General features: G+C 67.2%; 24 protein-coding genes and 3 pseudogenes. 13 read left to right on the top strand and 14 right to left on the bottom strand.

The window, feature by feature from the left end; translation table 11 throughout:
• Nucleotides 1-99: 99 nt before the first annotated feature.
• Genes ACPYIS_RS02130 through ACPYIS_RS02120 form a run of 3 tightly spaced genes read left to right on the top strand, consistent with a single transcriptional unit; the run spans nucleotide 100 to nucleotide 2,538 of the window.
• Nucleotides 100-465 (top strand): PepSY domain-containing protein, encoded by a 366-nt coding sequence (locus tag ACPYIS_RS02130; RefSeq protein WP_424858607.1) that lies wholly within the window; start codon nucleotides 100-102, stop codon nucleotides 463-465.
• The gene (locus ACPYIS_RS02125; protein WP_299019112.1) at nucleotides 462-1,160 is read left to right on the top strand and encodes a response regulator; all 699 of its coding nucleotides are present in this window, start codon (nucleotides 462-464) and stop codon (nucleotides 1,158-1,160) included. The genes ACPYIS_RS02130 and ACPYIS_RS02125 overlap by 4 nt, the downstream gene beginning before the upstream one ends.
• A 10-nt stretch (nucleotides 1,161-1,170) precedes the next feature.
• Complete coding sequence (locus ACPYIS_RS02120; RefSeq protein WP_424858608.1) at nucleotides 1,171-2,538, top strand: sensor histidine kinase; 1,368 nt, start codon at nucleotides 1,171-1,173, stop codon at nucleotides 2,536-2,538.
• Nucleotides 2,539-2,719: 181 nt separating this feature from the next.
• Here the strand turns inward: ACPYIS_RS02120 and ACPYIS_RS02115 are convergent, their stop codons facing one another.
• A complete protein-coding gene (locus ACPYIS_RS02115; RefSeq protein ID WP_314227583.1) occupies nucleotides 2,720-3,343 on the bottom strand; it encodes a glutathione S-transferase N-terminal domain-containing protein in 624 nt (207 codons plus the stop codon).
• A 111-nt stretch (nucleotides 3,344-3,454) separates the two neighbouring features.
• On the opposite strand from ACPYIS_RS02115, the gene purB reads away from it, so the two are divergent.
• Entirely contained in the window at nucleotides 3,455-4,909 is a 1,455-nt protein-coding gene (gene purB, locus ACPYIS_RS02110; RefSeq protein WP_424858609.1) for an adenylosuccinate lyase, read from the top strand.
• Here purB and ACPYIS_RS02105 read toward each other — a convergent pair.
• Nucleotides 4,870-5,091, bottom strand: a pseudogene (locus ACPYIS_RS02105) (DUF1289 domain-containing protein); the annotation flags it as partial. The gene purB and the pseudogene ACPYIS_RS02105 overlap by 40 nt on opposite strands.
• A 154-nt stretch (nucleotides 5,092-5,245) precedes the next feature.
• Between ACPYIS_RS02105 and istA (ACPYIS_RS02100) the strand changes: the two are divergent.
• Complete coding sequence (istA, locus tag ACPYIS_RS02100; protein WP_424894389.1) at nucleotides 5,246-6,892, top strand: IS21 family transposase; 1,647 nt, start codon at nucleotides 5,246-5,248, stop codon at nucleotides 6,890-6,892.
• Complete coding sequence (gene istB / locus ACPYIS_RS02095) at nucleotides 6,889-7,653, top strand: IS21-like element helper ATPase IstB (RefSeq protein ID WP_045786199.1); 765 nt, start codon at nucleotides 6,889-6,891, stop codon at nucleotides 7,651-7,653. The genes istA (ACPYIS_RS02100) and istB (ACPYIS_RS02095) overlap by 4 nt, the downstream gene beginning before the upstream one ends.
• A 384-nt stretch (nucleotides 7,654-8,037) precedes the next feature.
• On the opposite strand, the gene istB (ACPYIS_RS02090) is transcribed toward istB (ACPYIS_RS02095), so the two are convergent.
• Both istB (ACPYIS_RS02090) and istA (ACPYIS_RS02085) read right to left on the bottom strand, forming a co-directional pair.
• Complete coding sequence (gene istB, locus ACPYIS_RS02090; RefSeq protein WP_045786199.1) at nucleotides 8,038-8,802, bottom strand: IS21-like element helper ATPase IstB; 765 nt, start codon at nucleotides 8,800-8,802, stop codon at nucleotides 8,038-8,040.
• The gene (istA, locus tag ACPYIS_RS02085) at nucleotides 8,799-10,445 is read right to left on the bottom strand and encodes an IS21 family transposase (protein ID WP_424894389.1); all 1,647 of its coding nucleotides are present in this window, start codon (nucleotides 10,443-10,445) and stop codon (nucleotides 8,799-8,801) included. The genes istB (ACPYIS_RS02090) and istA (ACPYIS_RS02085) overlap by 4 nt, the downstream gene beginning before the upstream one ends.
• Before the next feature lie 157 nt (nucleotides 10,446-10,602).
• Between istA (ACPYIS_RS02085) and ACPYIS_RS02080 the strand changes: the two genes are divergently transcribed.
• Nucleotides 10,603-11,774 (top strand): IS3 family transposase gene (locus ACPYIS_RS02080; RefSeq protein ID WP_424859250.1). Its coding sequence is split into 2 segments (ribosomal slippage): nucleotides 10,603-10,858 and nucleotides 10,858-11,774, totalling 1,173 coding nucleotides; the frame shifts between segments, so codons are not numbered across the junction.
• Nucleotides 11,775-11,879: 105 nt separating this feature from the next.
• A pseudogene (locus tag ACPYIS_RS02075) lies at nucleotides 11,880-12,761 on the top strand (IS481 family transposase); the annotation flags it as partial.
• Here ACPYIS_RS02075 and ACPYIS_RS02070 read toward each other — a convergent pair.
• Together ACPYIS_RS02070 and ACPYIS_RS02065 are read right to left on the bottom strand one after the other, a co-directional pair.
• Nucleotides 12,758-12,937, bottom strand: a pseudogene (locus tag ACPYIS_RS02070) (DUF3717 domain-containing protein); the annotation flags it as partial. The pseudogenes ACPYIS_RS02075 and ACPYIS_RS02070 sit on opposite strands and share 4 nt — an antisense overlap.
• A 50-nt stretch (nucleotides 12,938-12,987) precedes the next feature.
• Nucleotides 12,988-14,643 carry a M48 family metalloprotease gene (locus ACPYIS_RS02065; RefSeq protein ID WP_299019102.1) on the bottom strand — a complete coding sequence of 552 codons (1,656 nt, stop codon included), beginning with the start codon at nucleotides 14,641-14,643 and terminating at the stop codon, nucleotides 12,988-12,990.
• 52 nt (nucleotides 14,644-14,695) lie between these two features.
• Between ACPYIS_RS02065 and moaC the strand changes: the two genes are divergently transcribed.
• Nucleotides 14,696-15,232: a cyclic pyranopterin monophosphate synthase MoaC gene (moaC, locus tag ACPYIS_RS02060; protein WP_299019100.1), complete on the top strand. Its 537-nt coding sequence runs from the start codon at nucleotides 14,696-14,698 to the stop codon at nucleotides 15,230-15,232.
• Here the strand turns inward: moaC and ACPYIS_RS02055 are convergent.
• The 5 genes from ACPYIS_RS02055 to rsmI all read right to left on the bottom strand — a co-directional run bounded on the left by ACPYIS_RS02055 (nucleotide 15,223) and on the right by rsmI (nucleotide 21,237).
• Complete coding sequence (locus ACPYIS_RS02055) at nucleotides 15,223-16,074, bottom strand: 3-hydroxybutyryl-CoA dehydrogenase (RefSeq protein ID WP_424858610.1); 852 nt, start codon at nucleotides 16,072-16,074, stop codon at nucleotides 15,223-15,225. The two genes, moaC and ACPYIS_RS02055, sit on opposite strands and share 10 nt — an antisense overlap.
• A gap of 147 nt (nucleotides 16,075-16,221) precedes the next feature.
• The gene (locus ACPYIS_RS02050) at nucleotides 16,222-16,773 is read right to left on the bottom strand and encodes a phasin family protein (RefSeq protein WP_299022226.1); all 552 of its coding nucleotides are present in this window, start codon (nucleotides 16,771-16,773) and stop codon (nucleotides 16,222-16,224) included.
• A gap of 226 nt (nucleotides 16,774-16,999) precedes the next feature.
• On the bottom strand, nucleotides 17,000-19,660 hold the full coding sequence (locus tag ACPYIS_RS02045; protein WP_424858611.1) for a bifunctional acetate--CoA ligase family protein/GNAT family N-acetyltransferase: 2,661 nt from the start codon (nucleotides 19,658-19,660) through the stop codon (nucleotides 17,000-17,002).
• A complete protein-coding gene (locus ACPYIS_RS02040) occupies nucleotides 19,657-20,301 on the bottom strand; it encodes a DUF502 domain-containing protein (RefSeq protein ID WP_299022220.1) in 645 nt (214 codons plus the stop codon). The genes ACPYIS_RS02045 and ACPYIS_RS02040 overlap by 4 nt, the downstream gene beginning before the upstream one ends.
• A gap of 27 nt (nucleotides 20,302-20,328) precedes the next feature.
• A complete protein-coding gene (gene rsmI / locus ACPYIS_RS02035) occupies nucleotides 20,329-21,237 on the bottom strand; it encodes a 16S rRNA (cytidine(1402)-2'-O)-methyltransferase (RefSeq protein WP_424860164.1) in 909 nt (302 codons plus the stop codon).
• Between the two features lie 37 nt (nucleotides 21,238-21,274).
• Between rsmI and ACPYIS_RS02030 the strand changes: the two genes are divergently transcribed.
• Genes ACPYIS_RS02030 through ACPYIS_RS02020 form a run of 3 tightly spaced genes read left to right on the top strand, consistent with a single transcriptional unit; the run spans nucleotide 21,275 to nucleotide 23,013 of the window.
• The gene (locus ACPYIS_RS02030; protein WP_424858612.1) at nucleotides 21,275-21,700 is read left to right on the top strand and encodes a YraN family protein; all 426 of its coding nucleotides are present in this window, start codon (nucleotides 21,275-21,277) and stop codon (nucleotides 21,698-21,700) included.
• A 27-nt stretch (nucleotides 21,701-21,727) separates the two neighbouring features.
• Entirely contained in the window at nucleotides 21,728-22,342 is a 615-nt protein-coding gene (locus ACPYIS_RS02025) for an SIS domain-containing protein (RefSeq protein ID WP_424858613.1), read from the top strand.
• Nucleotides 22,339-23,013: a BON domain-containing protein gene (locus ACPYIS_RS02020; protein ID WP_424858614.1), complete on the top strand. Its 675-nt coding sequence runs from the start codon at nucleotides 22,339-22,341 to the stop codon at nucleotides 23,011-23,013. The genes ACPYIS_RS02025 and ACPYIS_RS02020 overlap by 4 nt, the downstream gene beginning before the upstream one ends.
• A 25-nt stretch (nucleotides 23,014-23,038) precedes the next feature.
• On the opposite strand, the gene ACPYIS_RS02015 is transcribed toward ACPYIS_RS02020, so the two are convergent.
• Genes ACPYIS_RS02015 through ACPYIS_RS02005 form a run of 3 tightly spaced genes read right to left on the bottom strand, consistent with a single transcriptional unit; the run spans nucleotide 23,039 to nucleotide 26,171 of the window.
• Complete coding sequence (locus ACPYIS_RS02015) at nucleotides 23,039-23,956, bottom strand: NAD(P)-dependent oxidoreductase (protein ID WP_424858615.1); 918 nt, start codon at nucleotides 23,954-23,956, stop codon at nucleotides 23,039-23,041.
• A gap of 10 nt (nucleotides 23,957-23,966) precedes the next feature.
• Nucleotides 23,967-25,103: a PilT/PilU family type 4a pilus ATPase gene (locus ACPYIS_RS02010; RefSeq protein ID WP_424858616.1), complete on the bottom strand. Its 1,137-nt coding sequence runs from the start codon at nucleotides 25,101-25,103 to the stop codon at nucleotides 23,967-23,969.
• A 24-nt stretch (nucleotides 25,104-25,127) separates the two neighbouring features.
• Complete coding sequence (locus ACPYIS_RS02005) at nucleotides 25,128-26,171, bottom strand: type IV pilus twitching motility protein PilT (protein WP_424858617.1); 1,044 nt, start codon at nucleotides 26,169-26,171, stop codon at nucleotides 25,128-25,130.
• 11 nt (nucleotides 26,172-26,182) lie between these two features.
• On the opposite strand from ACPYIS_RS02005, the gene ACPYIS_RS02000 reads away from it, so the two are divergent.
• Nucleotides 26,183-26,902: a YggS family pyridoxal phosphate-dependent enzyme gene (locus ACPYIS_RS02000; protein WP_424858618.1), complete on the top strand. Its 720-nt coding sequence runs from the start codon at nucleotides 26,183-26,185 to the stop codon at nucleotides 26,900-26,902.
• Nucleotides 26,903-26,914 lie beyond the last annotated feature (12 nt).

Here is a 26,914-nt window from a genome sequence, read left to right as displayed (position 1 = left end):
CACGCCGCGAAGTTTGCGCGTCACCACATGAACGTGGGCTGAAGTCGATGTCGATCCAAGATTCAGGTCTCGTTCAGGCGATACCGGTACCATCGACGCATGATTCGGTTCCACGACTACCGTGCGTTGCGTCTGTCTGCTTCGCGATGCAGGGCAGGGCTGCTGGCGGTCACCCTGGTCGGCTGCACCATGTCGGCGGTGCAGGCGAGCGATGGCCCGGACCACGAACGCGCCCGCCGCGCCATGTTGGCGGGGGAGATCCTGCCTTTGCATGTGATCTTGGTCCGGGTCCAGCCGCGACTGGACGGTGAGATCATCGAAATCGAGCTCGAGCGCGAAGATGGCCGCTGGGTCTACGAGTTCAAGGTGCTGCGGGTCGACGGGCGTTTGCACGAGTACCATGTCGATGCGCGCGACGGACAGCTGGTTCTACTCAAGGAAAAGGCTCAAAAGAGGCGGCGATGAGGGTCTTGTTGGTCGAGGACGATCCCGTGCTTGCCGATCGGCTGCGTCGTGCGCTCGAGCAAGCGCGCATGCGCGTCGATTGGGTGGCCGATGGCAAGACGGCGTGGTTTCAGGGTGGCGTCGAGCGTTATGACGTCATCGTGCTGGACTTGGGGTTGCCGCAGCTGGACGGGCTGACCGTGCTGCAGCGTTGGCGCCACGAAGGGGTGGGCGCGCCCGTGCTGATTTTGACCGCCCGTGACTCGTGGCATGACAAGGTGGCCGGTATCGATGCAGGGGCCGATGACTATTTGGTCAAGCCATTCCACACCGAGGAGTTGCTGGCCCGGCTGCGTGCCCTGATTCGCAGGTCCAATGGGGTGTCCAGCCCCATTTTGCGCTGCGGTCGGGTGACCCTCGACACGCGCCACCACCGGGCCTACATCGGCGATGACCCGTTGCCGCTGACGGTGCAGGAATGGCGGGTGCTGGAGCAACTGATGTTGCGTGCTTCTCAGGTCGTTTCGCGTGCCGTGTTGCTCGAGAGTTTGTACGGCGGGGATGAGGAGCCGGACTCCAACACGATTGAGGTATTCGTGGCGCGGCTGCGGCGTAAGCTGCCGCCGGGTGCCATCGAAACGGTGCGGGGCGTGGGGTACCGTTTGATCGATACCACCGCGACGGCGGTATCCGCGCCGCGCGCCGTCCGCGATTGACGGGGGCGGTGTGCTGCGGTCCTTGCGTTGGCGCCTGTGGCTGCTGTCGCTGCTGGTGTTGGGGCTGACGCTGGCGTCGGCGGGCTGGGTCGTGGTCCATCTGTTCGAGCGTCATGTGCGCGCACAGTTCGAGGCCAGGCTGCAGGATCACTGGATCGACGTCCTGGCTTCGTTACATCCCGACGAGGCCGGCTCGCCACAGTTGGATGGGAAATTGGCCGATCCGCGCTGGTCCCGTCAGTACGGCGGGTTGTATTTTCAGGTGCAGCGCGCCGGCGACGTGCAGCCGGAGCCGTGGTTGCGGTCGCGCTCGCTGTGGGACGAGCGGCTGTCGCTTCCCGTTGACGAGTTGGCCGATGGCACGGTGCACTGGCACGATCTGGTTGGCCCGGGAGGGCAGGCGTTGCGCGTCATGGAGCGCACCGTTCAATGGTCGGATACCGGGGGTCGCTGGCGGGTGGCCGTGGCCGCGGATCAGCGCGAGCTGCTGGACGCGATGGACGCGTTTCGCGAAAGCCTGGCGTTGGCGCTCGGCGTGGTTGGTGCGGTGTTGATGGCTGCGCTCGGGATACAGGTGAACATAGGCCTGAAACCCCTGCGTGCCTTGCAGGCCGCGCTGCAGCGGGTGCACCAGGGACAAGTCACACGCCTGGAGGGTTCCTTCCCGACCGAGGTGCTGCCCTTGGTGCAGGATTTCAACCGCACCCTTGCCTACGACGAACAGGTGGTGGAGCGAGCCCGGCGTCTGACCGGGAATCTGGCGCATGCCATCAAAACGCCGCTAGCGGCCATGGTGGCGTTGGCGGAAGAGGCCACCTGGCCCGGCGAGGACGCGCGTCGCCAATGGCAAGAGCAGGTGCAGGCGGTGCGCGACCAGGTGGACTGGCACCTGCGCCGTGCCCGAGCGGCCGGGGCCGCCGGGGCTGCGCGGCGCACGGCGGTCGTGCCGGTGCTACAGGGGTTGTTGAGGGTGATGGATAAGGTTCATGCCCGCCGTGAGGGGGAGCCGCCGGTGCGATGGGAGCTGCGATGGCCGCAGCCGCCCGTCTACTTTGCGGGTGAGACCCAGGATCTGCAAGAAATGGCCGGCAACCTCATGGACAACGCGTGCAAATGGGCCCGGCGAGCCGTGCGGATCTCGGTGCAGGGTGATGGTGGGCGGATCGTGCTCGCGATCGAGGACGACGGGCCAGGCATCGCGCCTGAGCTGCGCGAGGCGGTGCTGGCCCGCGGGATACGGGCCGATGAGCGTGTACCCGGCAGCGGACTCGGCCTGGATATCGTGCGCGAGACGGCTGCGCTCTATGGCGGAGAGCTTCGTCTGCTGGAGTCAGAACTCGGTGGGTTGCGCGCCGAGTTGTGGCTGCCGCAGGGCTGAAGGGAACTTTTTGGCCCCTGTGCCATTCACAGCAGTGGTTGGTGGCAGAGTTGCACGTACCGCGAAGCCCGGTCGGTCTGGTGGTTGCCCGGACTGGCTGGACAGCCTGCCGAGGCGGTTCTCCTCCTCCCTCCTCCTCCTGTTGGCTCGGCGGGTGCTTCGCGGTACCTTTTTATTGACCTTAAGTCGGCGGTAGCGTGTCCGCAAAACTGGGCCGCTGTTGCAGCTTTTCGTGCAAGCGTGCCAAGTTGGGGTACGCGCTGCGCCAGTCGATGGCGGGGAAGCGAAAGTCCAGATACCCCAGTGCGACGCCGACGGCGATGTCGGCCAGACTCAAGTGGATGCCGTGGCAGTGGGGGCGGTCACCCAGCCCCAGGCTCATGGCTTTGAGTGCGCGCTGGATTTTCTCCAGCTGGCGGTCGATCCAGGCCTGACAGCGCTGGTGGTCGGCGCGTTGCGGCCAGACCTGCTCCATGCGCGCGGTGATGGCAGCGTCCAGCAACCCGTCAGCCAGGGCCTCCCAAGTCTTGACCTCGGCGCGCTCGCGCCCCGTGGCGGGGATGAGCTTGCCCACCGGCGACAGAGTATCCAGATACTCGACGATCACGCGCGAGTCGAACACCGCCTCGCCGCCTTCCATGACCAGGCACGGCACCTTGCCCAGGGGATTGGCGTCCGTGACCGTGGTGTCCGGGGCCCACGGGTCGGCCAGCTCGAACTGGCAGTCGAGCTTTTTCTCGGCCATGACGATGCGGACCTTGCGCACGTAGGGGCTGGTGAGGCTGCCGATGAGTTTGAGCTTCATGACGTCGTTGGGTTGACACTGGGTGGGGAGCCGATTGTAGGGATTTGGCGACCGGGTTGCTGAGTGCGCTGCCAAGGGTGTGGCAGTGGGCGCGCCTACAATCGGGCCACTATGCAAGCCCACCCTGACGATTCACTTGCAGGGCACGCCGCGCTGACGGCGCTGTCGCCCCTGGATGGCCGCTACGCGCCCAAGCTGGCCGCCCTGCGCCCGATTTTCAGCGAATACGGCTTCATGCACCGGCGCGTGCAGGTGGAGCTGACGTGGTTCGAGTGCCTGAGCGACCTGGGGCTGCCGCAGTTTCTGCCATTGTCGCCTGCGGCGCGCGCGCACCTGCGCCGCGTGGTGCGCGACTTCTCTCCCGCCGACGCCGCCGCCATCAAGGTCATCGAAAAAACCACCAACCACGACGTCAAAGCGGTCGAGTACTGGATCCGCGGCCACGCCGAGTTGGGGGTGCCCGGGGTGTTTGCCGGCTGGCCCGAGCTGCAGCGGGTGGGCGAGTTCGTGCACTTTGCCTGCACCAGCGAGGACATCAACAACACCAGCCATGCGCTGCAATTGCAAGCCGGCCGCGCCGTGCTGCTGCAGGGGCTGGACGCGATCATCGACCGCCTGCGCGAGTTTGCCCACGCTTGGGCCGAGCAGCCGATGCTGAGCCGCACGCACGGCCAGACCGCCAGCCCCACCACGGTGGGCAAAGAGCTGGCCAACGTGGTGGTGCGCCTGCAAGCTGCGCGCGAGCGCATCGCCCAGGTGCGCTTGCTGGCCAAGATGAACGGGGCCGTGGGTAACTACAACGCGCACGTGGCTGCCTGCCCCGAGGTGGATTGGGAGGCGTTTGCGCGCCGCGTCGTCGAGACACCGGCGCCGGGCCCCGATACCCCGCCCGAGGCGCCGATCGGGCTGGGGTTGGCCTTTCAGCCCTACAGCATCCAGATCGAGCCGCACGACTACATGGCCGAGCTGTTCGACGCGGTGGCACGCAGTAACACCATCCTCATCGATTTGGCGCGCGACATTTGGGGCTACATCAGCCTGGGCTACTTCCGGCAAAAGCTCAAGGCGGGTGAGATCGGCTCGAGCACCATGCCGCACAAGGTCAACCCGATCGACTTCGAAAATGCCGAGGGCAACCTGGGGCTGGCCAACGCGCTGTTGCGCCATCTGTCCGACAAGCTGCCCATCAGCCGCTGGCAGCGCGACCTGACCGACTCCACCGTGCTGCGCAACATGGGCGTGGCGCTAGGGTATGCGGTGTTGGCGCACCAGTCGCTGCTGACGGGGCTAGGCAAGCTCGAGCTCGATGCGCCGACGCTGGCTGCCGACTTGAATGACGCCTGGGAGGTGCTGGCCGAGCCGATCCAGACCGTCATGCGGCTGCACGGCGTGCCCGGCGCTTACGAAAAGCTCAAGGCCGCCACGCGCGGGCAGCGCGTGACGGCCGAGGCGTTGCATGCGCTGATTGCGACGCTGGAGATCCCCGACGCGGACAAGCAGCGCTTGCTGGCCCTGACCCCTGCCGATTACACGGGGCTGGCGTCGCGGCTCGCGCGCCGCGTCTGAGCGGCGTTTTCCACCGCGCGCTCGGCATAGACGTTGAAGCGCCAGGCGCTATCCTCCAAGGTGATGCGGCGCCAGACGGCGCGCTTTTCGCCTGGTGTCATCTCGGGCCAGCGCGTCACCTCGTCGTGGGTGCGGCCACAGCCTTTGCACACCGCGTCGCCTTGGTTGGTGGAGCAAATGGCCCCGGCGGCCACCCAAAGTGCTCCACTTATGGCCACCCAAATTGCTCCACCTGACCAGTGGTGACCTGATGCATTGAGCTTGGCATGTTGGTCGCCCGCTGGCCGACAGGCAGGACGTTACTTTCACCCCCTCACCAACGAGGGGACCACCGGAGTGAACGTCTTGAAGCCACACTTGCAAACCACCATATGGACGCTGCTGGAGGCCAACGCCAGCCAGCGAGAGATCGAGCGGGTCACAGGTATCTCCCGTCACACCATCCGCGCCTACCGGCAACGCTTTGCGGCCGAACGGGCAAACTGCCCCGGGGTGGCCACCGGCTCTGAGGCGGTGGCCAGTCAAACTGCCCCACCCCGGCCACCGGCTCCTGCTGTTGCCCCTGCGCCACTGGCCTCCTCCCTGTGCGAACCCCACCGTGAGTTCATCCAGGCGCAGTTGCGTCTCAAGCGCAACGCCATGGCCATCTTCCAGGACCTGGTCGACCAGCACGGCTTTGCCGGCCAGTACAACTCCGTCAAACGCTTCGTGGCCCGACTGCGCCAGAAGGAGCCCGAGCAGTTCGACCGCCTGAGCTTCCTGCCCGGCGAGGAGATGCAGGTCGACTACGGCGAAGGCGCTCCCACCCGGGTGCCGGGTTCTGATCGGTACCGCAAACCCCGCCTGTTCGTGGCCACGCTGCGCTACTCGCGGGCAAGCTTTCGCTGCGTGGTCTGGAAGTCCAGCCACCAGATCTGGGCCGAGCTGCACGAGCGGGCCTTTCGCTTCTTTGGTGGTTGCCCCCAGTACGTGGTGCTGGACAACCTCAAGGAAGGCGTCATCACGCCCGACCTGTACGAACCCGAACTCAACAAGGTCTACGCTGCCACCCTGGCGCACTACCATGTGGTGGCCGACCCAGCCCGGGTACGCGACCCCAACCGCAAGGGCACGGTCGAGCACGCTATCGGCCACACCCAGGCCACGGCCTTGAAGGGCCGGCGCTTCGAGTCCATCGAGGCCCACAACGAGTTCCTGGCGCACTGGGAGAAGAACTGGGCGGCCAAGCGCATCCACGGCACCGAGCGGCGCCAGGTGCAGGCCATGTTCGAGGAAGAACGCGCCTACCTCAAGGCGCTGCCGCTGTTGGGCATGCAGTATTTCAGCGAGGTCGAGCGCACGGTGTGCGATGACAGTTGCGTGCGCGTCGCGCACAGCAGCTACGCCGCGCGCCCGGCGGCCATCGGATCGAAGGTGCTGGTGCGCATCTACGCCCAGCGCATCGAGATCCGTCAGGCCAGCACGGGCGATCTGCTGCGCACCCACCCCAAGGCCGAGCGTCCTGGCTCTGTCGTGCTGCCCCAGGACGAGCGGGTGTTCAACCCCTCGCGCGAGACCCGCTACATCCTGCGCCAGGCCAGCGAGATCGGCGAACATGCGGCCCGTCTGTGTGAGCTGCTCTTTGCCATCGAGGGGCGGGTCGGGCAGCGCAAGCTCTGGGGCATCGTGGCTCTGGTGCGGCGCTACCCGGCCCACTGCGTCAACGCCGCCTGTGCCCAGGCCCTGGAGCAGGGCATCTACAGCTACAAGCGCGTGCTGGCTTTGAGCGAGGGTCTTTTTGCCCAGGCGCTCGCCGCCATTGAAGCCCATGCCAGCGGTGACAACGGCGCGGTGCTCACCACCCCAGAGCTGACCCAGCAGCACGGGCTCATCCGCGATGTCGATGAGTACGGTGATCTCTTCGCGCACGCCGCAGCCACGGCCACGGCAACCGTATCCAGTACCACCGCTGCCACCACCACCGCACCGGGGAGCCTGGCATGAACCTGGCCGAGATCGAACGCGCGCTGCGCGAATTGCGCCTCTCGGGCATTGCCGAGACCCTGTCGACCCGCGTGATGCAGGCCCAGGCCAGCCAGGAGCCGTTCCTGGAGACCTTCGCCGCCATGCTGCAAGACGAGCTGGACCGGCGCCGAACGCGCCTGATGGAGCGCCGCTACAAGCGCTCGGGGCTGGATGAGAAGGTCACGCTGGCCGACTTTGACTGGCGCTTCAACCCCAAGCTGCCCAGATCGGCCTGCTTTGAGCTGCACACGCTCAAGTTCATCGCAGAGGGCGCCAATGCACTGATCGTGGGCAAGCCCGGCACGGGCAAGAGCCACTTGGCCAAGGCGGTGGCCTACCAGGCCACGCTGGCCGGTCACGATGTGCGCTATCTGGAGGCGGACACCGAGTTTGGCCGCTACGCGCTGGGCAATGCCACCGAGCGGGGCTCACTGCTCAAGGAGTGGGTGCAGCCCGACCTGCTGGTCCTGGATGACCTGTTCCTGGCGCGGCGCATCAGCGAGCACGCCGCCGAGGTGTTGCAGGCCATCGTGCACCAGCGCTACAAGTTGCGCAGGTCGATCGTGGTGACCTCCAACCGGGTGGTGCAGGACTGGGGTAAGTATCTGGGCGACGCCACCATGGCCACCACCATCCTGGACCGCCTGATGCACCGCTGCGCGATGCTGGAATTCGAGGGCAAGAGCTACCGCCTCAAGGAGGCCGCCGCGCGCATCGCCATCAGCCCTGAAGCCTCATAATTCGACCGTCCTGCCTGGAGCAGTTTGACCGGCCACAAGTGGGGCAGTTTGGGGTGGCCATCGGGGGCAAATGGCGATGCAGGGAGTGTCGGGCGTGGTGTCGTACCAGGCGCGCCAGGCCTCGTAGGTGTAGGGTTCCGGACGATTGCATAGATCCTTCGCGTCGTGCACTCTTCGTTAGTCGCGCAGTGATGCGAGAGCTGATCGACAACCTCCGGAGCGCTCAACCATGATTATTCGCCTACACAAAAACGCCACCACAACCCCCGCCACCCGCGCCTACATCCAGTCCTCGTCCTTGTCGGTTGCGGCCTTGGCCCCCGATGGCCACCCCAAACTGCCCCACTTGTGGCCGGTCAAACTGCTCCAGGCAGGACGGTCGAATTATGAGGCTTCAGGGCTGATGGCGATGCGCGCGGCGGCCTCCTTGAGGCGGTAGCTCTTGCCCTCGAATTCCAGCATCGCGCAGCGGTGCATCAGGCGGTCCAGGATGGTGGTGGCCATGGTGGCGTCGCCCAGATACTTACCCCAGTCCTGCACCACCCGGTTGGAGGTCACCACGATCGACCTGCGCAACTTGTAGCGCTGGTGCACGATGGCCTGCAACACCTCGGCGGCGTGCTCGCTGATGCGCCGCGCCAGGAACAGGTCATCCAGGACCAGCAGGTCGGGCTGCACCCACTCCTTGAGCAGTGAGCCCCGCTCGGTGGCATTGCCCAGCGCGTAGCGGCCAAACTCGGTGTCCGCCTCCAGATAGCGCACATCGTGACCGGCCAGCGTGGCCTGGTAGGCCACCGCCTTGGCCAAGTGGCTCTTGCCCGTGCCGGGCTTGCCCACGATCAGTGCATTGGCGCCCTCTGCGATGAACTTGAGCGTGTGCAGCTCAAAGCAGGCCGATCTGGGCAGCTTGGGGTTGAAGCGCCAGTCAAAGTCGGCCAGCGTGACCTTCTCATCCAGCCCCGAGCGCTTGTAGCGGCGCTCCATCAGGCGCGTTCGGCGCCGGTCCAGCTCGTCTTGCAGCATGGCGGCGAAGGTCTCCAGGAACGGCTCCTGGCTGGCCTGGGCCTGCATCACGCGGGTCGACAGGGTCTCGGCAATGCCCGAGAGGCGCAATTCGCGCAGCGCGCGTTCGATCTCGGCCAGGTTCATGCCAGGCTCCCCGGTGCGGTGGTGGTGGCAGCGGTGGTACTGGATACGGTTGCCGTGGCCGTGGCTGCGGCGTGCGCGAAGAGATCACCGTACTCATCGACATCGCGGATGAGCCCGTGCTGCTGGGTCAGCTCTGGGGTGGTGAGCACCGCGCCGTTGTCACCGCTGGCATGGGCTTCAATGGCGGCGAGCGCCTGGGCAAAAAGACCCTCGCTCAAAGCCAGCACGCGCTTGTAGCTGTAGATGCCCTGCTCCAGGGCCTGGGCACAGGCGGCGTTGACGCAGTGGGCCGGGTAGCGCCGCACCAGAGCCACGATGCCCCAGAGCTTGCGCTGCCCGACCCGCCCCTCGATGGCAAAGAGCAGCTCACACAGACGGGCCGCATGTTCGCCGATCTCGCTGGCCTGGCGCAGGATGTAGCGGGTCTCGCGCGAGGGGTTGAACACCCGCTCGTCCTGGGGCAGCACGACAGAGCCAGGACGCTCGGCCTTGGGGTGGGTGCGCAGCAGATCGCCCGTGCTGGCCTGACGGATCTCGATGCGCTGGGCGTAGATGCGCACCAGCACCTTCGATCCGATGGCCGCCGGGCGCGCGGCGTAGCTGCTGTGCGCGACGCGCACGCAACTGTCATCGCACACCGTGCGCTCGACCTCGCTGAAATACTGCATGCCCAACAGCGGCAGCGCCTTGAGGTAGGCGCGTTCTTCCTCGAACATGGCCTGCACCTGGCGCCGCTCGGTGCCGTGGATGCGCTTGGCCGCCCAGTTCTTCTCCCAGTGCGCCAGGAACTCGTTGTGGGCCTCGATGGACTCGAAGCGCCGGCCCTTCAAGGCCGTGGCCTGGGTGTGGCCGATAGCGTGCTCGACCGTGCCCTTGCGGTTGGGGTCGCGTACCCGGGCTGGGTCGGCCACCACATGGTAGTGCGCCAGGGTGGCAGCGTAGACCTTGTTGAGTTCGGGTTCGTACAGGTCGGGCGTGATGACGCCTTCCTTGAGGTTGTCCAGCACCACGTACTGGGGGCAACCACCAAAGAAGCGAAAGGCCCGCTCGTGCAGCTCGGCCCAGATCTGGTGGCTGGACTTCCAGACCACGCAGCGAAAGCTTGCCCGCGAGTAGCGCAGCGTGGCCACGAACAGGCGGGGTTTGCGGTACCGATCAGAACCCGGCACCCGGGTGGGAGCGCCTTCGCCGTAGTCGACCTGCATCTCCTCGCCGGGCAGGAAGCTCAGGCGGTCGAACTGCTCGGGCTCCTTCTGGCGCAGTCGGGCCACGAAGCGTTTGACGGAGTTGTACTGGCCGGCAAAGCCGTGCTGGTCGACCAGGTCCTGGAAGATGGCCATGGCGTTGCGCTTGAGACGCAACTGCGCCTGGATGAACTCACGGTGGGGTTCGCACAGGGAGGAGGCCAGTGGCGCAGGGGCAACAGCAGGAGCCGGTGGCCGGGGTGGGGCAGTTTGACTGGCCACCGCCTCAGAGCCGGTGGCCACCCCGGGGCAGTTTGCCCGTTCGGCCGCAAAGCGTTGCCGGTAGGCGCGGATGGTGTGACGGGAGATACCTGTGACCCGCTCGATCTCTCGCTGGCTGGCGTTGGCCTCCAGCAGCGTCCATATGGTGGTTTGCAAGTGTGGCTTCAAGACGTTCACTCCGGTGGTCCCCTCGTTGGTGAGGGGGTGAAAGTAACGTCCTGCCTGTCGGCCAGCGGGCGACCAACATGCCAAGCTCAATGCATCAGGTCACTGACCTTGCCCCTGGAAACCGGATCCCTTGCTGAGTGGTTGAATACAGGCAAGGAGAACGGAAGTGACGAAGGCAACGAGAGCGCGCTACACGCTGGAGTTCAAGCTGGAAGCGGTCAGGCTGGTCAAGGCTGGCCAGAGCATGGCGGCGACGGCGAAGATCCTGGGCATTGCGCAACAGACGCTGCACAACTGGATCCGTGCGGACCGAGACGGTCGTCTGGCGGGGGCTGGAAGCAAGCCGGTGAGCCCAGAGCAGATGGAGATCGCCAGGCTGCGCGCGGAGCTGGCGCGGGTCAAGATGGAGCGCGACATCCTGGGAAAAGCGACGGCGTACTTCGCGAAGGAGCGGGGGTGAAGTACGCCTGGATCGAGCGTAACCGCAAGCGCTGGCCCGTGTCGGTGGCGTGCGCAGTTCTGGGGGTGAGCCCCAGTGGGTACCACGACCACCGTGTGCGCCAGGCACGACCACGACGTGGGATCAGCAACGATGCTCTGCTGGTTCATATCCGAGCGATCCATGCCGAAACGCGTGGCGAGTACGGCTGGCCGCGGATCTGGAAGGAACTGCTGGCACGCGGCATTCGGGTGGGTAAGGAGCGCGTTCGCAAGCTCATGAGCCTGCACGGCATCCGCGCCCGAGGCAAGCGCAAGTTCAAGGCTACGACCGACAGCAACCACAAGCTGCCGGTGGCGCCGAACCTTGTGGATCGGCAGTTCAAGCCGGCCACGCCGAACGCCGTGTGGACGAGCGACATCACGTATGTGGCCACCGACGAGGGCTGGCTGTACCTGGCGGTGATCATCGACCTGTTCAGCCGCCAGGTCGTGGGCTGGTCGATGCAGCCGCACATGCGGCGCGAGCTGGTGATTGACGCGTTGCACATGGCCTGGTTCCGCCGCCATCCGCCGCCGGGACTGATATGCCACAGCGATCGCGGCAGCCAATACTGCAGTGCCGACTTCCAGAAGGCGCTGACCGGCTACGGCATGCGCAGCTCGATGAGTCGCAAGGGGAACTGCTGGGACAATGCGCCCACGGAAAGCCTGTGGGGCTCGCTCAAGGTGGGCAGGCTGCACGGCAAACGCTTCAAGACCCGGCGCGACGCCATGGACGAGATCGTCGACTGGCTGACGTTCTACAACCACCGGCGGCTTCATTCGTCGTTGGGCTATGTCAGTCCGATGCAATTCGAACGGGCTTGGCTTGCCGCCCAGAAAAGGCAGGCTGCGTAACGGTCTCAGCTATGGGATCCGGAACTCGCGGGCAAGGTCACACCACTGGTCAGGTGGAGCAATTTGGGTGGCCATAAGTGGAGCACTTTGGGTGGCCGCCGGGGCTTGGCAGCCGAGTTGGGCGTATCCGAAGACACCATCCGCCGCTGGAAGCGTCGGGACTTTGTGGAAGATCGCCCGCATACCGCGCATCGTTTGCAGACGACGCTCACCCCGGCGCAGGAGCTTTTGGTGGTGGAGCTGCGCAAGACCCTCCAGCTACCCCTTGACGATCTGCTGGTGGTCACACGGGAGTTCATCAACCCCCGGGCCTCACGTTCTGGGCTGTATCGTCTGCTCAAGCGCCATGGCCTATCCCAACTGCCCAGTGAAGCCAAGGATGCGCCTGCTTCCAAGCCATTCAAGACCTACATGCCGGGCTACCTGCACATCGACGTCAAGTACCTGCCGCAGATGCCCGACGAACATCAGAGGCGTTATCTCTTCGTCGCCATTGACCGCGCCACCCGTTGGGTCTTCATCCAGATTAAGCCAAACAAGACCGCAGCCGCGGCCAGAAGCTTCCTGAAGGCCTTGCACAAGACCTGCCCGGTCAGAATCACGCACATCCTCACCGACAACGGCAAGGAGTTCACGGATCGCCTCTTCGCCTCAGGCGCGCGCGCACCGTCCGGGAAGCACGAGTTCGATCAGCTCTGCCAGGCCCTTGGCATCGAGCATCGCCTCACCAAGCCCAGACACCCTCAGACCAATGGCATGGTCGAACGCTTCAACGGCCGTATTGCCGAGGTCCTTGCCACCCATCACTTCAACAGCGCCGAGGACCTCGAGACTACCTTGACCCGTTATGTTTGGCTGTACAACCATCATTTACCCCAGAAGGCAATCGGACACATAACACCTCTGGAGGCCTTGAAAAAGTGGTACCCTCAACGCCCCGATCTTTTCATCTTCAAACCACGTAATCGTCCGGGACCTGACACGTAGGCCGCGCGCGGCATGGTGTGTTCGTCGGCCTCGTCCTCGTGGAAATACACCATCAGCGCGTAGACCTCGGCCAGCGCGCGTAGCGGCGGCGCGAGCGTGATGCCGTCGGGGGAGGGGAGGCGTGCGCGCCAGTGGTTGATCGCCGCCTCGATGTCGGTGATGTGAATGCCTGCCATGCGACTCGTGCGGAGGGGAAGAGGGGCGTGATCTTAGCGGCTCGGTCGGGTCAGCGGCGTTGGGTGGCTTCGGCCAACTGCTCACGCAGCAAGGTTTCGGCATGCCGGGCGCGGCTGTCCAGCACCGACAGCTCCAGCAGGTCGGTTGCGCCCTGTTCGCGCGCCAGCCGCTGCGCAGCGCGGAAACGGTCCAGCGCGCCGGCAGGGTCGAGCAATGCCAGGCGCGCCTCGCCCTCGGCGCGGGTGGCGCGCACCGGCTGCGCCTGCGCGTGCAGGACGGCCGCCCAGGCGCTCCATGCGCCGGCGTCGTGCGGGTGCTGCACACACCACGCCTGCAACCGTCGGTCGATCGCTTGGCGCAAGTCAGCCGGGACGCGTGGCGCGGCCTGCGCGGCCAGCAGCAGGCCAGCCCGTTGCCCCATTTCCAACGCCCAGGCGACCCGCTCGGGCAGCGCCCGGCGCTGGGCGTCGGGCAGTTGGGGATCGTCGTGCAGCATCAGCAGCACTTCCAACTCCAAGAGGGAGGCGCTGCGCTTGGCGTCGGCTTCTCGGGCGGCTGCTGCGCGCAGGGCAGGCAGCGCTTGCACGGTGCCGACGCTGTCGCGTCGCCAGGCGCGGGCCAGCACCGCGGCGTACAGCCGGTCTGGCTCGCGGATATCGGCGGGCAGCGTGGCATGCGCCTGCAGCCGGTCCGGTGTTGGGTCGGCCAGCACGCGGGCACGCGCGGCCATGAAGGCGTGCGCGGTGGCGGAGATGCCACTCGCGCCGTCGGGCCGCGCGCCCGGCGGGGCCTGCAGGGGCAGGCGCGCGCGCAGATCGGCGATGCGCTCGGTGGTCAGGGGGTGGCTGCGCAGGTACGGAAAACTGCCGTCGTCGTTGAGGCGCGCGGCCTGCTGCAGCCGGTCGAACATGCCGAGGAAGCCCTGCCCATCGAAGCCCGCGGCTTGCAGCACGGCGAGCCCGATGCGGTCGGCTTCGCGCTCCATGTCGCGCGAGAAATTGAGCTGGCTCTGTGCGGCCACTGCTTGTCCGCCGGCGATGGCGGCGCCGGCGATGTCCGCATTGCGCGCGGCACTGGCGGCCAGCGCCCCCAAAATCATGGCGGCCAGCACCAAGGGGGCTTGCTGGCTCTGGCGCGTCAGCAGCCGTGCGATGTGGCGCTGCGAGACGTGGCTGAGCTCGTGCGCGAGCACCGAGGCCAGCTCGTCCGCGCTGCCCGTTACGCCGATGAGGCCGAGGTGGATGCCCAGGTAGCCTCCGGGCAGCGCAAACGCGTTGACCGTGCGGTCGCGCGCCAGCAGCAGCCGCCAGGCGTAGCGCTCGGCCAGCTCGTCCGGCAGCTCGCCGCGCTGGCGGGCCGCGGTAAAAAGGGGTTGCCAAAGCCGCTGCAAATGGTCGTGCAGCGGCGCGTCGTCCAGGTAGGCCGGGTCGCGGTAGATCGCGCGCGCAATCTGGTCGCCCAGGCGACGCTCTTCGGACAGGGTCATGTCGCCGCCGTCGCCCAGCGCGGGCAGGGGCGACTGCGCGTGTGCGACGCCAGGGGCCGCCGAGCCACCTGCGGCCGTCAGCCACGGCAGCAGCGCCGTCGCGCTGGCCCCGGCAAAGGCGCCGCGCAGCACGGCGGCGAGCCAGTCACGTCGGCGGCAGCACGCTGGGCGCAGCCGCGGGCCGGGCAGCGGTTCGGCGTCAGAGCCAGTGGGCAACATGGGGCGCATCCTCGTATGATGCCGCGTCTCGGTTTCGAATTCCCTGCTCGCCATGTCCCAAGCCCCGATTGCCGACTCGACGGTTGCACCGTCGCCGCTGACACACTTCGACCCCCAGGGTCAAGCGCACATGGTGGATGTGGGCGCCAAGGCCGCCACCCACCGCGTGGCGGTGGCCGAGGGGCGCATCCGCATGCTACCCAGCACGCTGGCGCTGATCGCGCAGGGTCACGCGAAGAAGGGCGACGTACTGGGCGTGGCGCGCATCGCGGGCATCATGGCCGCCAAGCGTACCAGCGACTTGATTCCCTTGTGCCACCCGATCGCACTGACGCGGGTGGCGCTCGAGTTTGGCCTCGAGCCCGAGGGGCCCGCCGTGCGCGTGCAGGCCACGGCCGAGACCGTGGGCCAGACGGGGGTGGAGATGGAGGCGCTGACCGCGGTGCAAGTGGCCCTGCTGACGATCTACGACATGTGCAAGGCCGCCGACCGCGGCATGTCGATCACTGACGTGCGCCTGCTCGAAAAGCGCGGGGGCAAGTCGGGACACTTCGTCTCCGATGCCCCTGCGCCGACCGCTCAGGCGTAGGTGTAGACCCCGCGGCCGGTCTTGCGACCCAGGTAGCCGGCGGCTACCATTTCCTTGAGCAGCGGGCAGGGCCGGTATTTGCTGTCGTTGAACTCGGCGAAGTACACGTTCATCACCGCCAGACAGACATCTAGCCCGATCATGTCGGCCAGCGCCAGCGGGCCAATGGGGTGGTTGCAGCCCAGCTTCATGCCGGCGTCGATGTCCTCGGGGCTGGCCAGGCCCTCGGCCAGCACGAAGAAGGCCTCGTTGATCATCGGCACCAGGATGCGGTTGACCACGAAGCCGGGCGAGTTCTTGACCGTGATGGGCGTCTTGCCCAGGCGCAGCGCCAGTTCGCGTACCGCATCGTGCGTGGCGTCGCTGGTTTGCAGGCCACGGATGATCTCCACCAGCGCCATCACCGGCACCGGGTTGAAAAAGTGCATGCCGATGAAGCGCTCGGCACGGCCGGTGACAGCGGCCAGCTGCGTGATGCTGATCGAGCTCGTGTTGGTGGCCACGATCACCTCTGGCGCGAGCAGCTGGTCGAGCTGGCGCAGGATCTTGATCTTGAGTTCGAGGTTTTCGGTAGCGGCTTCCACGACGAGCTGCGCGCCCTGCAGGTCTTCGTAGCGCGTCGAGGGGCGGATGCGCGCGAGGGCGGCGTCTTTGTCGGCAGCGGAAATCTTTTCTTTCTTGAGCAGGCGATCCAGGCTGCCCTGGATGGTGGCCAAGCCCTTTTGCACGGCGGCGTCGCTGATGTCGACCATCACGACGGACAGGCCGCTGGTGGCGCACACCTGGGCGATGCCGTTGCCCATGGTGCCGGCGCCAATGATGCCGATGGTGTCGATACCCATGTCAAAAACTCCTCGAGGCGAATGGGGGTGAAGGGAACAGCCCCGATTATGCGGGGCCCCCAAAAGGCGACACCCCGCCACCTAGGGGGGCGGGGTGTCTCGGTCGCGTCAAGCCCCCCGCTGTGCGGGAGGCCGGCACGGGGTCGTTCAGGCCTTGGCAGCGGTGCTGCGCGGGGCCTTGGTGGCATTGACCGCGGTGGTGGCGACGGCCTTCAGGTTGGCCTCGGCCAGCTCGGTGGCTTGCTTGACGGCTTTTTGCACCGACTCCATGGCAGCGGCGGCGGTCGAGACGGCGTTTTTCATCGCGGCCACGGCCGGCTCGGTGCCCTGCGGGGCGTTCTTGACAGCTGTGTCGAGGGCGCTGACGAACTGCTTTTGCGCCTCGGCGGCCTGACCTTCGGCCACTTTGGCGAATTCGGCGCTCAGGCTGGAGGCGATGTCATACAGGTGGCGGCTGTAGGCCGCGGCCTTCTCGCCCATGGGCTGCAGCATCGCGTTTTGCAGCGCGACCAGGTCTTGCATGTCCTTGATGGACAGCATGGCTTGGGTGTGCTCGGCGCTTTCAGCCAGCAGGGTCTTGGCGGTTTGCAGGTTCAGCTCGGCGAGCTTTTCGACACCGGCCAGGGCTTTTTCACCCAAATCGAACGCGGTGGCGACGTTCTTTTTGTGCAGAGAGAGGATTTGTTCGACGGTCATCATGGTGAGACTCCTTTGAGAGCGGATGGGTGGATGGACGACAGGACCATTGCGCGCAACCTCCCTGGTGGTTTCCCCTGTTCCGGTTCGATCACCGACCGTTCATGCTGCGCTGCAACATGAGCCCAAGTATAGGGATTTGTGTGACATTCGCAAGTCATTTTGTTGCGCCGCAACAAAAATCCGACGAACGGTCGAGGCACGGTAGCAAGAACGCGCCGCGGCGGGTTCAGTGCGTGGGCTGCAGCGGCAGCTCGACGTGCCGCAGGTCCGGGTCTTCCGGGTGGGGCGTGATGGCGAAGCCCAGCTTTTCCAGCAAGGCCAGCATGCCTTTGTTTTCGCGCAGCACGGTGCCCACGATGCGGCGCGTACCGTGCGCACGCAGGTAGCGGATGAGTTTGTCCATCAGCAGCCGCCCCAGCCCGCGGCCCTTGAGGTCGGAGCGCACCAGGATGCCGTATTCGGCCGTCTCGTTGTCCGGGTCGCAGATGCCGCGCACCACGCCGATCGTCTCCGGTTGGCCGTCGGGGCCGGTGCGGGTGGCGATGAACGCCATCTCGCGGTCGTAGTCGATTTGTGTCAGGCGCGCCAGTTCGCTGTGCTCGATGCTGCGGCGGCTGTAGAAGATGCGCAGGCGGATGTCCTCGGGATCCATCTTTTGCAGGAAGGCCAGGTGCTGTGCCTCGTCCTCCGGGCGGATCGGGCGCAGCGTCAGCGTCTCGCCATGCCAGTCGAGGGTCTCGATCAGCTCCTGCGGGTAGGGGCGGATGGCAAAGTGCGCCGCGCCCCCAGGGCGGTCGCGGCTGACGCGCACGCGCGCATCAAGGGCGATCGCCTCCTGGGCATCGACGAGCAGCGGGTTGATGTCGATTTCCGCGATCTCGGGCACGTCGGCCAGCAACTGTGAGACCGCCAGCAGCGCGGTGTGGATCGATGGGCGGTGCGCCGGCGGCACGTCGCGCCAGCCGCGCAGCAGGCGAGCGACGCGCGTGCGCTCGATGAGCGACTCGGCCAGCGCCACGTTCAGCGGTGGCAGCGCCAGCGCCCGGTCCGCCACCACCTCGACCGCCGTGCCACCCTGCCCGAACAGGATGACGGGGCCAAACAGCGGGTCGATGCTGGCGCCGACGATGAGCTCGTGCGCGCCGCGGCGCCGCACCATGGGCTGCACGGTAAAGCCGTCGATGCGCGCATCGGGGCGTCGTTGCGCGACGCGCGCCAGCATGGCGGCGGCGGCTTCGCGCACTTCTTGTGCGTTGTGCAGATCCAGCCGCACGCCGCCCACGTCGGATTTGTGCGTGATGTCGGCCGACAGAATCTTGAGCACGACCGGGTAGCCCAGCGCCTCGGCCGCATCGACGGCCGCTTGCGGGTCGGCGCCGACCGTGCGGATGGGGGGCACGGGAATGCCCGCCAGGCGCAGCAGCTCCTTGGCCTGGGGTTCCGTGAGCCAGGTCTGCCCGTCGTCCAGCGCTTGGCGCACCAGGCGGCGAATGCCCTCCAGATCGAGCGCGAGCCCTGCAGGCAGCGCGGGCGGCGTTTCCATCAGCTCTGCCTGGTGCCGGTGGTACTGGCGCAGGAACGAAAAGGCGCGCACCGCCTCTTCTGGCGTGGGGTAGTCGGGGATACCCGCGGCACGAAAGCGTGCCCGCGCCTCGGCCACCGCGCCGTGGCCCAACCAGCAGCCCAGCACGCGCGGCGGCCGCTCGGCCACCAGCGGCAGCACCGCTTGGGCGATCTCGTCGCTGGGCACGATGGCGGTGGGGGCCTGGATGAACAAAATGGCGCTGTCGCGGTCGTCGCGCAGGATGCGCAGGGCATCCACGTAGCGCTGCGCAGGGGCGTCGCCGATGATGTCGACCGGATTGGCGCGCGACCAGTTGCCGGGCAGCACGGCGTCGAGCCGCGCCACCATTTCTGGGGTCAGGGTGGCGAGCTCCACGCCCATGTGTGCGGCGGCGTCGGCGGCCATCACCCCCGCGCCACCGCCGTTGGTCAAGATGAGCAGCCGCTCGCTGCGGTTGTCGCGGAAGCGCGCCAGCAGCTCCACGGCCAGAAACAACTGATGCAACGTGTTGACGCGCAGCATGCCCGCGCGCGAGATGGCGGCGTCGAACACGTCATCCGACCCGGCCAGCGCGCCCGTGTGCGAGGCCGCGGCGCGGCTGCCCTGCGCCGAGCGCCCGGCCTTGACCAGGATGACGGGCTTGTTGCGCGCCGCGGCGCGCGCGGCCGACATGAATTTGCGCGGCGCCGTGATCGACTCGACGTACATCAGGATGGCGCGCGTGCGCGCGTCGCTGCCCAGGTAGTCGAGCATGTCGCCGAAGTCCACGTCCGCGTGCTCACCGAGCGAGACGAAGTGCGAAAACCCGATGCCACGGTCGTTGGCCCAGTCGAGTACGGCCGTCACCAACGCCCCCGACTGCGAGACGAACGCAATCTGGCCCGGCTGAGCGTCCGCATGCGCAAAGCTGGCGTTGAGCCCAAGGTGGGGCACCAGCATACCGATGCAGTTGGGCCCCAGGATGCGCAGCGTGTGGCGGCGCGCGGCGTCGAGCATGGCCTGTTTCTGACGCGCGTCCAGGCCAGCGGTCACGACCACCGCGGCGCGCGTGCCGCGCGCGCCCAGGCGCGCGATCAGCCCGGGTACGGTGGCGGGCGGGGTGCAGATGACGGCCAGGTCGGGCGCACAGGGCAGGTCGTCTAGGTCGCGCGCCACGGGCACACCCAGCGCGGGCTGGCGCGGGTTGACGGCGAAGAGCACCCCCTGGAAGCCACGCGCCAGGTTGCGCCAGACGGTGCCACCGACGCTCCCCGGGCGGTCGGAGGCGCCAAAGACCGCGACCCGGCGCGGTGAAAACAGAAAATCGAGGTTGCGAATGCTCATGGCGCAGGCGGGGTATGGGTAGGCGCGGGGCGCCCGGGTGGGTTGGCATCGGTACGGGCGGGGCTGGTCATCCAGGCGATCAGCGCCGAGCGCATGGCCTCCTCGACGGACATCTCGATGGGAGTGATCCAGCTGCGCGGCACGAACAGGGTGTAGCCCCCGATCATGTAGCCCATGGGCAGGTACACCGCCACCCGGTCGCCGGGCAGAAAGCCGCTCGGCAGCCCCTGCAGATGGTGGCGCGTGACCAGGCCTACCACCTCCCATTCGGCGCCTGGGGGGCGCAGGATCACGACCTGCTGCGCCGCGGATTCGCGGCGTTGCGGGGAAAAATAGTCGGCAAACGTCTTGAGCGAGGCATAAATGCTCTTGACCACCGGCAGGTTGGTAAAGGGCAGCTCTACCCAGTCCAGCAGCCGGGCCGTGGCTTGTGTCGAGACCAGAAAGCCGACCACGAGCACCAGCGCAGCGGTCAGCAGCAGGCCCAGCCCGGGCACATAGAAGTCGCCGATCACCGGGCGCAGCAGCGACAGCGCGAGCTGCTCCGACCACACCACCAGCGCGGTCAGCAGGTACAGCGTGATGCCAATCGGCAGCAGGGCGAGCAGACCCCGCAGAAAGTATTGGGACAGACGTTTCATCGCAGCCGGGTGTAGCACGGATATGTGTCAGTCGGGCGACGCATCGGCGCGCCGCGACAGAGCCCATTGGTACAGCGCGTGCCGGGACGCGCCGGTGAGGGTGCTGGCCAGCCGCGCCGCGGTTTTGAGGGGCAGCTCTTGCAGCAGCACCTCGAGCGCGCGCGTGGCCTGCGCATCGAGCGCGTCCTCGCCGCGGGGGGGCGTCTCGTCCAGCGGGTGCACGACGAGCGTGAACTCGCCGCGTCGCCGCTGGGGGTCGGCCGCGAGCCACTGGCGCACCGCCGCGCACGGCAGGGTCACGATGTCTTCGAACTGTTTGGTCAGCTCGCGCCCGACGGTGACGGGGCGCTCGCCCAGTTCGGCCAGTTCGGCCGCCAGCGTATCGATGCGGTGCGGTGCCTCCAGCAACACCAGGCCCGTATCGCTGTGGCGCCAGCGCTGCCAGGCACGCGCGCGCGCCGCGCCTTTGGGGGGCAAAAAACCCACCACGGTGACGGTGCCCGCCGCGATGCCCGCCACACTGAGCAATGCGGTGACGCTGCTGGCACCGGGCACGGGCACGGTGCGCAGCCCGGCCCGGCGCACCGCGGCGCACAGGCGCGCCCCGGGGTCGCTCAAGCCCGGGGTGCCCGCGTCGCTGACGTAGGCGATGCGCTCGCCCCGCTGCAGCCGCGCGACGATGGTCTCGGCCGCGCGCGCCTCGTTGTGTTCGTGCACCGCCAGCAATGGCGCTTGCAGACCGTATGCCTGCAGCAGCCGTGCCGAGTGGCGCGTGTCCTCGCAGGCCACGGCATCGACCAGGCGCAGCACGTGCAGGGCGCGCAGGGTGATGTCGGCCAAGTTGCCGATCGGCGTGGCCACGACGTACAAGGTGCCGACGGGATAATGCTGGGATGCGGCCAGCCGTCCGAGGGTATCCCCCGGCGAGGGGTCGATGGCAGGCGTGGCGGCAGGCACGGCGAGGGTATTCACGATGGCGACTCACGACAATCGACGATCGGCGCCGGTCCGCCCGGGCGGCAAGGCGCGCGGCGACGCCGCCGAAGCGCGGGCCCTGCAGTACCTGCAGGCGCATGGGCTGCGGTTGGTACAACGCAACGTGCGCAGCCCGGGCCGCGGCGGCGGCGAGGTCGATCTCATTATGGCCGAGGCTGACGGCACGCTGGTGTTCGTCGAGGTGCGTCAGCGCACGCGCGCCGATCACGGCGGGGCGGCGGCCAGTGTCGGCTGGGTCAAGCAGCGTCGCATCGTTTTTGCCGCGCGCCATTTTTTGGCCCGCTTGTCACACGTGCCGCGGTGCCGGTTCGACGTCGTGGTGATCGACGGGGAACTGGAGGGGCCCGAGCCGCCTCGCATCGAATGGTTGCGCGGCGCTTTCGATGCCACTGGCTGGGACTGACGCCGCAACCCGATAAGATTGCCCCCCATGCTTTTGCACCGCATCCAGCAACACCTCGTCGACGGCGCCGATTTGCAGTACCAGTGCGCGCAGGCCGTGGGCCCGGCGCTGGAGGCGGCGGTGGGCGCCCTGCTGGCCAGCCTGACCGCGGGCGGTAAGGTGCTGGTGTGGGGTACGGGCGTGTCGGCCGCACTGGCACAGTCGTTCGTCGCCCAGATGGTGGGGCGTTTCGAGCGCGAGCGCCCCGAGCTGGCGGCACTGGCGCTGGGGGTCGATCCGGCCCTCACGACCTCGGTGCCCATGGGTGCACCGCCCGGCGCCTCGCCCATCGTGCGTCAGTTGCGCGCGTTGGGCCTGCCCGGTGATACCCTTTTGGTCATTTCGGCCGTCCCCGACGCGCCCGATGCGCTGGCGGCGATCGAAGCCGCGCACGAGCGCGAGATGACCGTGGTGCTGCTGGCCAGTGCGCGGCCCGGTGTGCTGGCCGATGTGCTGCGGCCGACCGACGTCTTGGTCGCAGTGCCGACCGAGCGACCGGCGCGCGTGCACGAGGCACACCTGGTAGCGCTGCATGCCATCGGCGACGCCATCGACGTGCAATTGTTGGGTGAAGAAACCGAAGCGGAGATCCTCGAACCATGAAACACGCCTTCACGCTTGGCAGACCCTTGGCTTGGCGGTTTGCGCTGACCGCGTTGTCCGCGGCAGCGCTGCTGGCACCGTTGTCGGGCTGTGCCCCGTTGGTGGTGAGTGCCGCCGTGGGCGGCACGGTGCTGGTGGCCACCGATCGCCGCACCAGTGGTGCCCAGCTCGAAGATCAGGCCATTGAGCTCAAGGCCGCCAACCGGCTGCGCGAGCAGCTCGGCGAGCGTGGCCGCATCAACGTCACCAGCTTCAACCGGCGCGTGCTGCTGACTGGCGAGATTGCCAGCGAGGCCGATCGCCAGACGGTGCTGCGCGTCGTGCAGGGCGTTGAAAATGTCGTGGCCGTGGTCGATGAGTTGGCGGTCATGGGGTCGCCGTCGCTGAGCGCGCGTTCCGCCGATGCGCTGGTGACGGCACGGGTCAAGGCCGCGCTGCTCGACGCCAAGGACCTGCAGGCCAACGCGTTCAAGGTCGTGACCGAGCGCGGCACCGTCTATCTGATGGGGCTGGTCACGCAGCGCGAGGCCAACCGCGCCGCCGAGGTGGTGCGCACCGTGCCCGGTGTGCAGCGCGTCGTGCGGGTGTTCGAAATCATCAGCGAGGCCGAGCTGGCGCGGTTGCAGCCGCCCCCGCCCCCGCAAAACACCCCGGCCACGCCGCCCCAGTGACGCCCGGCGGGCGGATCGGTGGGTTTCAGCGCAGGCGCCGGATCAGGCTGGACGTGTCCCAGCGGCCGCCACCCATTTGCTGGATATCGCCGTAAAACTGGTCCACCAGCGCCGTCACGGGCAGACGCGCGCCGTTGCGGCGCGCCTCCTGCAGCACGAGCGCGAGGTCTTTGCGCATCCAGTCCACGGCAAAACCAAAGTCGAAGCGGTCCTCGACCATGGTCTTGCCCCGGTTGTCCATCTGCCAGCTCTGGGCGGCGCCCTTGCCGATCACGTCCAGCACCAGTGGCATGTCCAAGCCAGCGCGCTGCCCGAAGGCGATGGCTTCGGCCAGTCCCTGCACCAGACCCGCGATGCAAATCTGATTCACCATCTTGGCCAACTGGCCGGCACCGCTGTCGCCGATGCGCGTGACCGCGCGTGCGTAGGCAGCGATGACCGGGCGGGCGCGCTCGAACGCCTGCACATCGCCGCCGCACATGACGGTGAGCACGCCATTTTCGGCCCCTGCCTGACCGCCGGAGACGGGCGCGTCGATGAAGTGCAAGCCCCGCGCGCGCGCTTGCGCGTCGAGTTCGCGCGCCACTTCGGCCGACGCCGTCGTGTGATCGACGAAGATCGCCTCGGGCGCCATGCCGGCGAAGGCGCCGTGCTCACCCAGCGTGACCTGGCGCAGATCGTCGTCGTTGCCGACGCAGGCAAAGACCAGCTCGGCCCCGGCGGCGGCCTCGCGCGGCGTCGCTGCTGCGGCGACACCCAGGTGTCGGAAGGCCTGAACGAATGCCTCGGCCTTGGACGCCGTGCGGTTGTAGACCGTCACGCGGTGGCCGGCCAGCGCCAGGTGCGCCGCCATCGGGTAGCCCATGACGCCCAGTCCCAAAAAGGCGACACGATGCGAGGCGATGGGTTCGTAGCTGGGTTTGGGTTGAACGGTCGGGGACATGGGGTGGGGGTCAGACGATTTGCAAGTGTTCGGTGCCGGCCGCCAGGTCGCTGTTGCGGGCGCGCTGGCTCTCCAGCTTGATGCGCAGCTTGATGTCGTTTTGCGAGTCGGCGTTGCGCACCGCGTCTTCGTAGGAAATCTGGCGCGCCTCGAAAGCATCGAACAGCGCTTGGTCGAAGGTTTGCATCCCGACCTCGGTGCTGCGCTTCATCACTTCCTTGATCTCGTGGATCTCGCCCTTCATGATGAGGTCGGCGATCAGGGCGCTGTTGAGCAGCACTTCGACGATGGCCACGCGCCCCTTGCCATCCTCGCGTGGCAGCAGTCGCTGTGCCACCATGCCGCGTAGGTTGAGCGAGACGTCCTTGAGCAATTGCGCGTGACGGTCCTGCGGGAAGAAGTTGATGATGCGCTCCATCGCCTGGTTGGCGCTGTTGGCGTGCAGCGTGGCCAGGCACAGGTGGCCGGTTTCGGAAAACGCGATCGCGTGCTCCATGGTTTCGCGGTCGCGGATCTCGCCCATGAGGATGACGTTGGGTGCCTGCCGCAGCGAGTTCTTGAGCGCGATTTCCCAGTTGTCGGTGTCGATGCCGATCTCGCGCTGGGTGACGATACAGTTTTTGTGGGTGTGGACGAACTCCACCGGATCCTCGATGGTGACGATGTGCTCGTGCGTGTGCTCGTTGCGCCAATCGACCATCGCCGCCAGTGTGGTGGATTTGCCGGTGCCCGTGCCGCCGACGACGATGCAGATGCCGCGCTTGGCCAGCGCCAGCTGCTTGAGGACCTGCGGCAGGCCGAGTTCGTCGATGGTCGGGATGCGCGACCGGATGGTGCGCAACACCAGCCCCACCTTGCCCATTTGCACGAAGGCGTTGACGCGAAAACGCCCGATGCCGGCCGGCGCGATGGCGAAGTTGCACTCCTTGGTGCGCTCGAACTCGGCCGCCTGCTTGTCGTTCATGATGGCGCGCGCCAGCGCCTGTGTGTGTTGGCCGGTCAGTGGCTGCGGCGACACGCGCGTGATGGCCCCGTCGACCTTGATCGCCGGTGGGAAGTCGGCCGTCAGAAACAGGTCGCTGCCGTTGCGGCTGACCAGCAGCCGCAGCAGTTCGTGGATGAAGTTGCTTGCTTGATCGCGTTCCATGGCGCGCTCCTGGCCGGCAGGCCGTCAGACGGGGAAATTGTCCGGGATCTTGGCTTTGCTGCGCGCTTCCTGGGCCGTCACCACGTTGCGCCGCACCAGTTCGATGAGTGCCTGGTCCAGCGTCTGCATGCCGTGCTGCTGCCCGGTCTGGATGGCCGAGTACATCTGCGCCACCTTGTTTTCCCGGATCAGGTTGCGGATGGCGGGCGTGCCCACCATGATCTCGTGCGCGGCCACCCGGCCTTTGCCATCGGCCGTCTTGAGCAGGGTCTGCGAGATCACCGCCACCAGCGACTCGGACAGCATGGTGCGGATCATGTCCTTTTCTTCGGCCGGGAACACGTCCACGATACGGTCGATGGTTTTGGCCGCGCTCGACGTGTGCAGGGTGCCGAAGACGAGGTGACCGGTTTCGGCGGCGGTCATCGCCAGCCGGATGGTCTCCAGGTCACGCATTTCGCCCACCAGGATCACGTCCGGGTCTTCGCGCAGCGCCGAGCGCAGCGCAGCCGAGAACGAGTGGGTCATCGGCCCGACCTCGCGCTGGTTGATCAGGCACTTCTTGGGTTCGTGCACGAATTCGATCGGATCCTCGATCGTCAGGATGTGCCCGGCGTCGTTTTCGTTGCGGTGGTTGACCATGGCCGCCAGCGTGGTCGATTTGCCCGAGCCGGTGGGCCCGGTGACCAGCACCAGCCCGCGCGGCTTCATGGCCAGGTCGGCGAAGATGCGCGGGCAGTTCAAGTCCTCCAGCGTCAACACCTTGGAGGGAATGGTGCGAAACACGGCAGCGGCGCCGCGGTGCTGGTTGAACGCATTGACCCGAAAGCGCGACAGCCCCGCGATCTCGAACGAGAAGTCGCATTCCAGGAACTCCTCGTACGCCTTGCGCTGGGCATCGGTCATGATGTCGTACACCATGCCGTGCACCTGTTTGTGGTCCAGCGGCTCGACATTGATGCGCCGCACGTCGCCGTGCACCCGTATCATCGGCGGCAGGCCCGCCGACAGATGCAAGTCCGATGCCTTGTTTTTGACCGCGAAGGCCAGCAGTTGTGTCACATCCATTTGTTCCGATTATGGCAACGATCGCCGCCAACCTCCAAGCCGTGCGTGCGCGCATCCAACAGGCCTGCCTGCGCCATGGGCGCGATCCGGCGTCGGTGCGGCTGCTGGCCGTCTCCAAGACGTTTGGTCCCGACGCCGTTGCCGAGGCCCACGCGGCCGGACAGCGCGCCTTCGGCGAAAACTATGTGCAAGAGGGGGTGGCCAAGATCGATGCCGTGCGTGCGCGCGGCATCGAGGGGCTGGAGTGGCACTGCATCGGGCCGCTGCAGAGCAACAAGACGCGGCTCGTGGCCGAGTCGTTCGATTGGGTGCAGTCAATCGATCGGCTCAAGATTGCCCAGCGCCTGAGCGAGCAGCGCCCGGCGCACCGGCCGCCGCTGCAGGTGTGCCTGCAGGTCAACGTCGATGGGGCGGCCACGAAAGCCGGCGTGGCGTCGCACGAGGCGCTGGCGCTGGCGCGCGCGGTGGTGGCGCTGCCGCGCTTGCGGCTGCGTGGCCTGATGGCCATCCCCGACCCGCAACCCACGCCCACCGCGATGCGGGCGGTCTTTGCGCGCGTGGCAGCGCTGTTTGCCGAGGTTCGTGCGGGCCTGGGCAACCCAGACGGGTTCGACACCCTCTCGATGGGGATGAGCGACGATCTGGAGGCCGCCATCTCCGAAGGCAGCACGATGGTGCGGGTCGGCAGTGCCATCTTCGGTCGCCGACCGCCGCCCACCGAGCCGCGGTAATGCGGGAGCTCG

Origin of the sequence: Tepidimonas sp. HKU78 (assembly GCF_049860815.1) — a bacterium.
GTDB lineage: Bacteria > Pseudomonadota > Gammaproteobacteria > Burkholderiales > Burkholderiaceae_C > Tepidimonas.
This window is presented reverse-complemented; position numbering and strand designations above follow the sequence as displayed.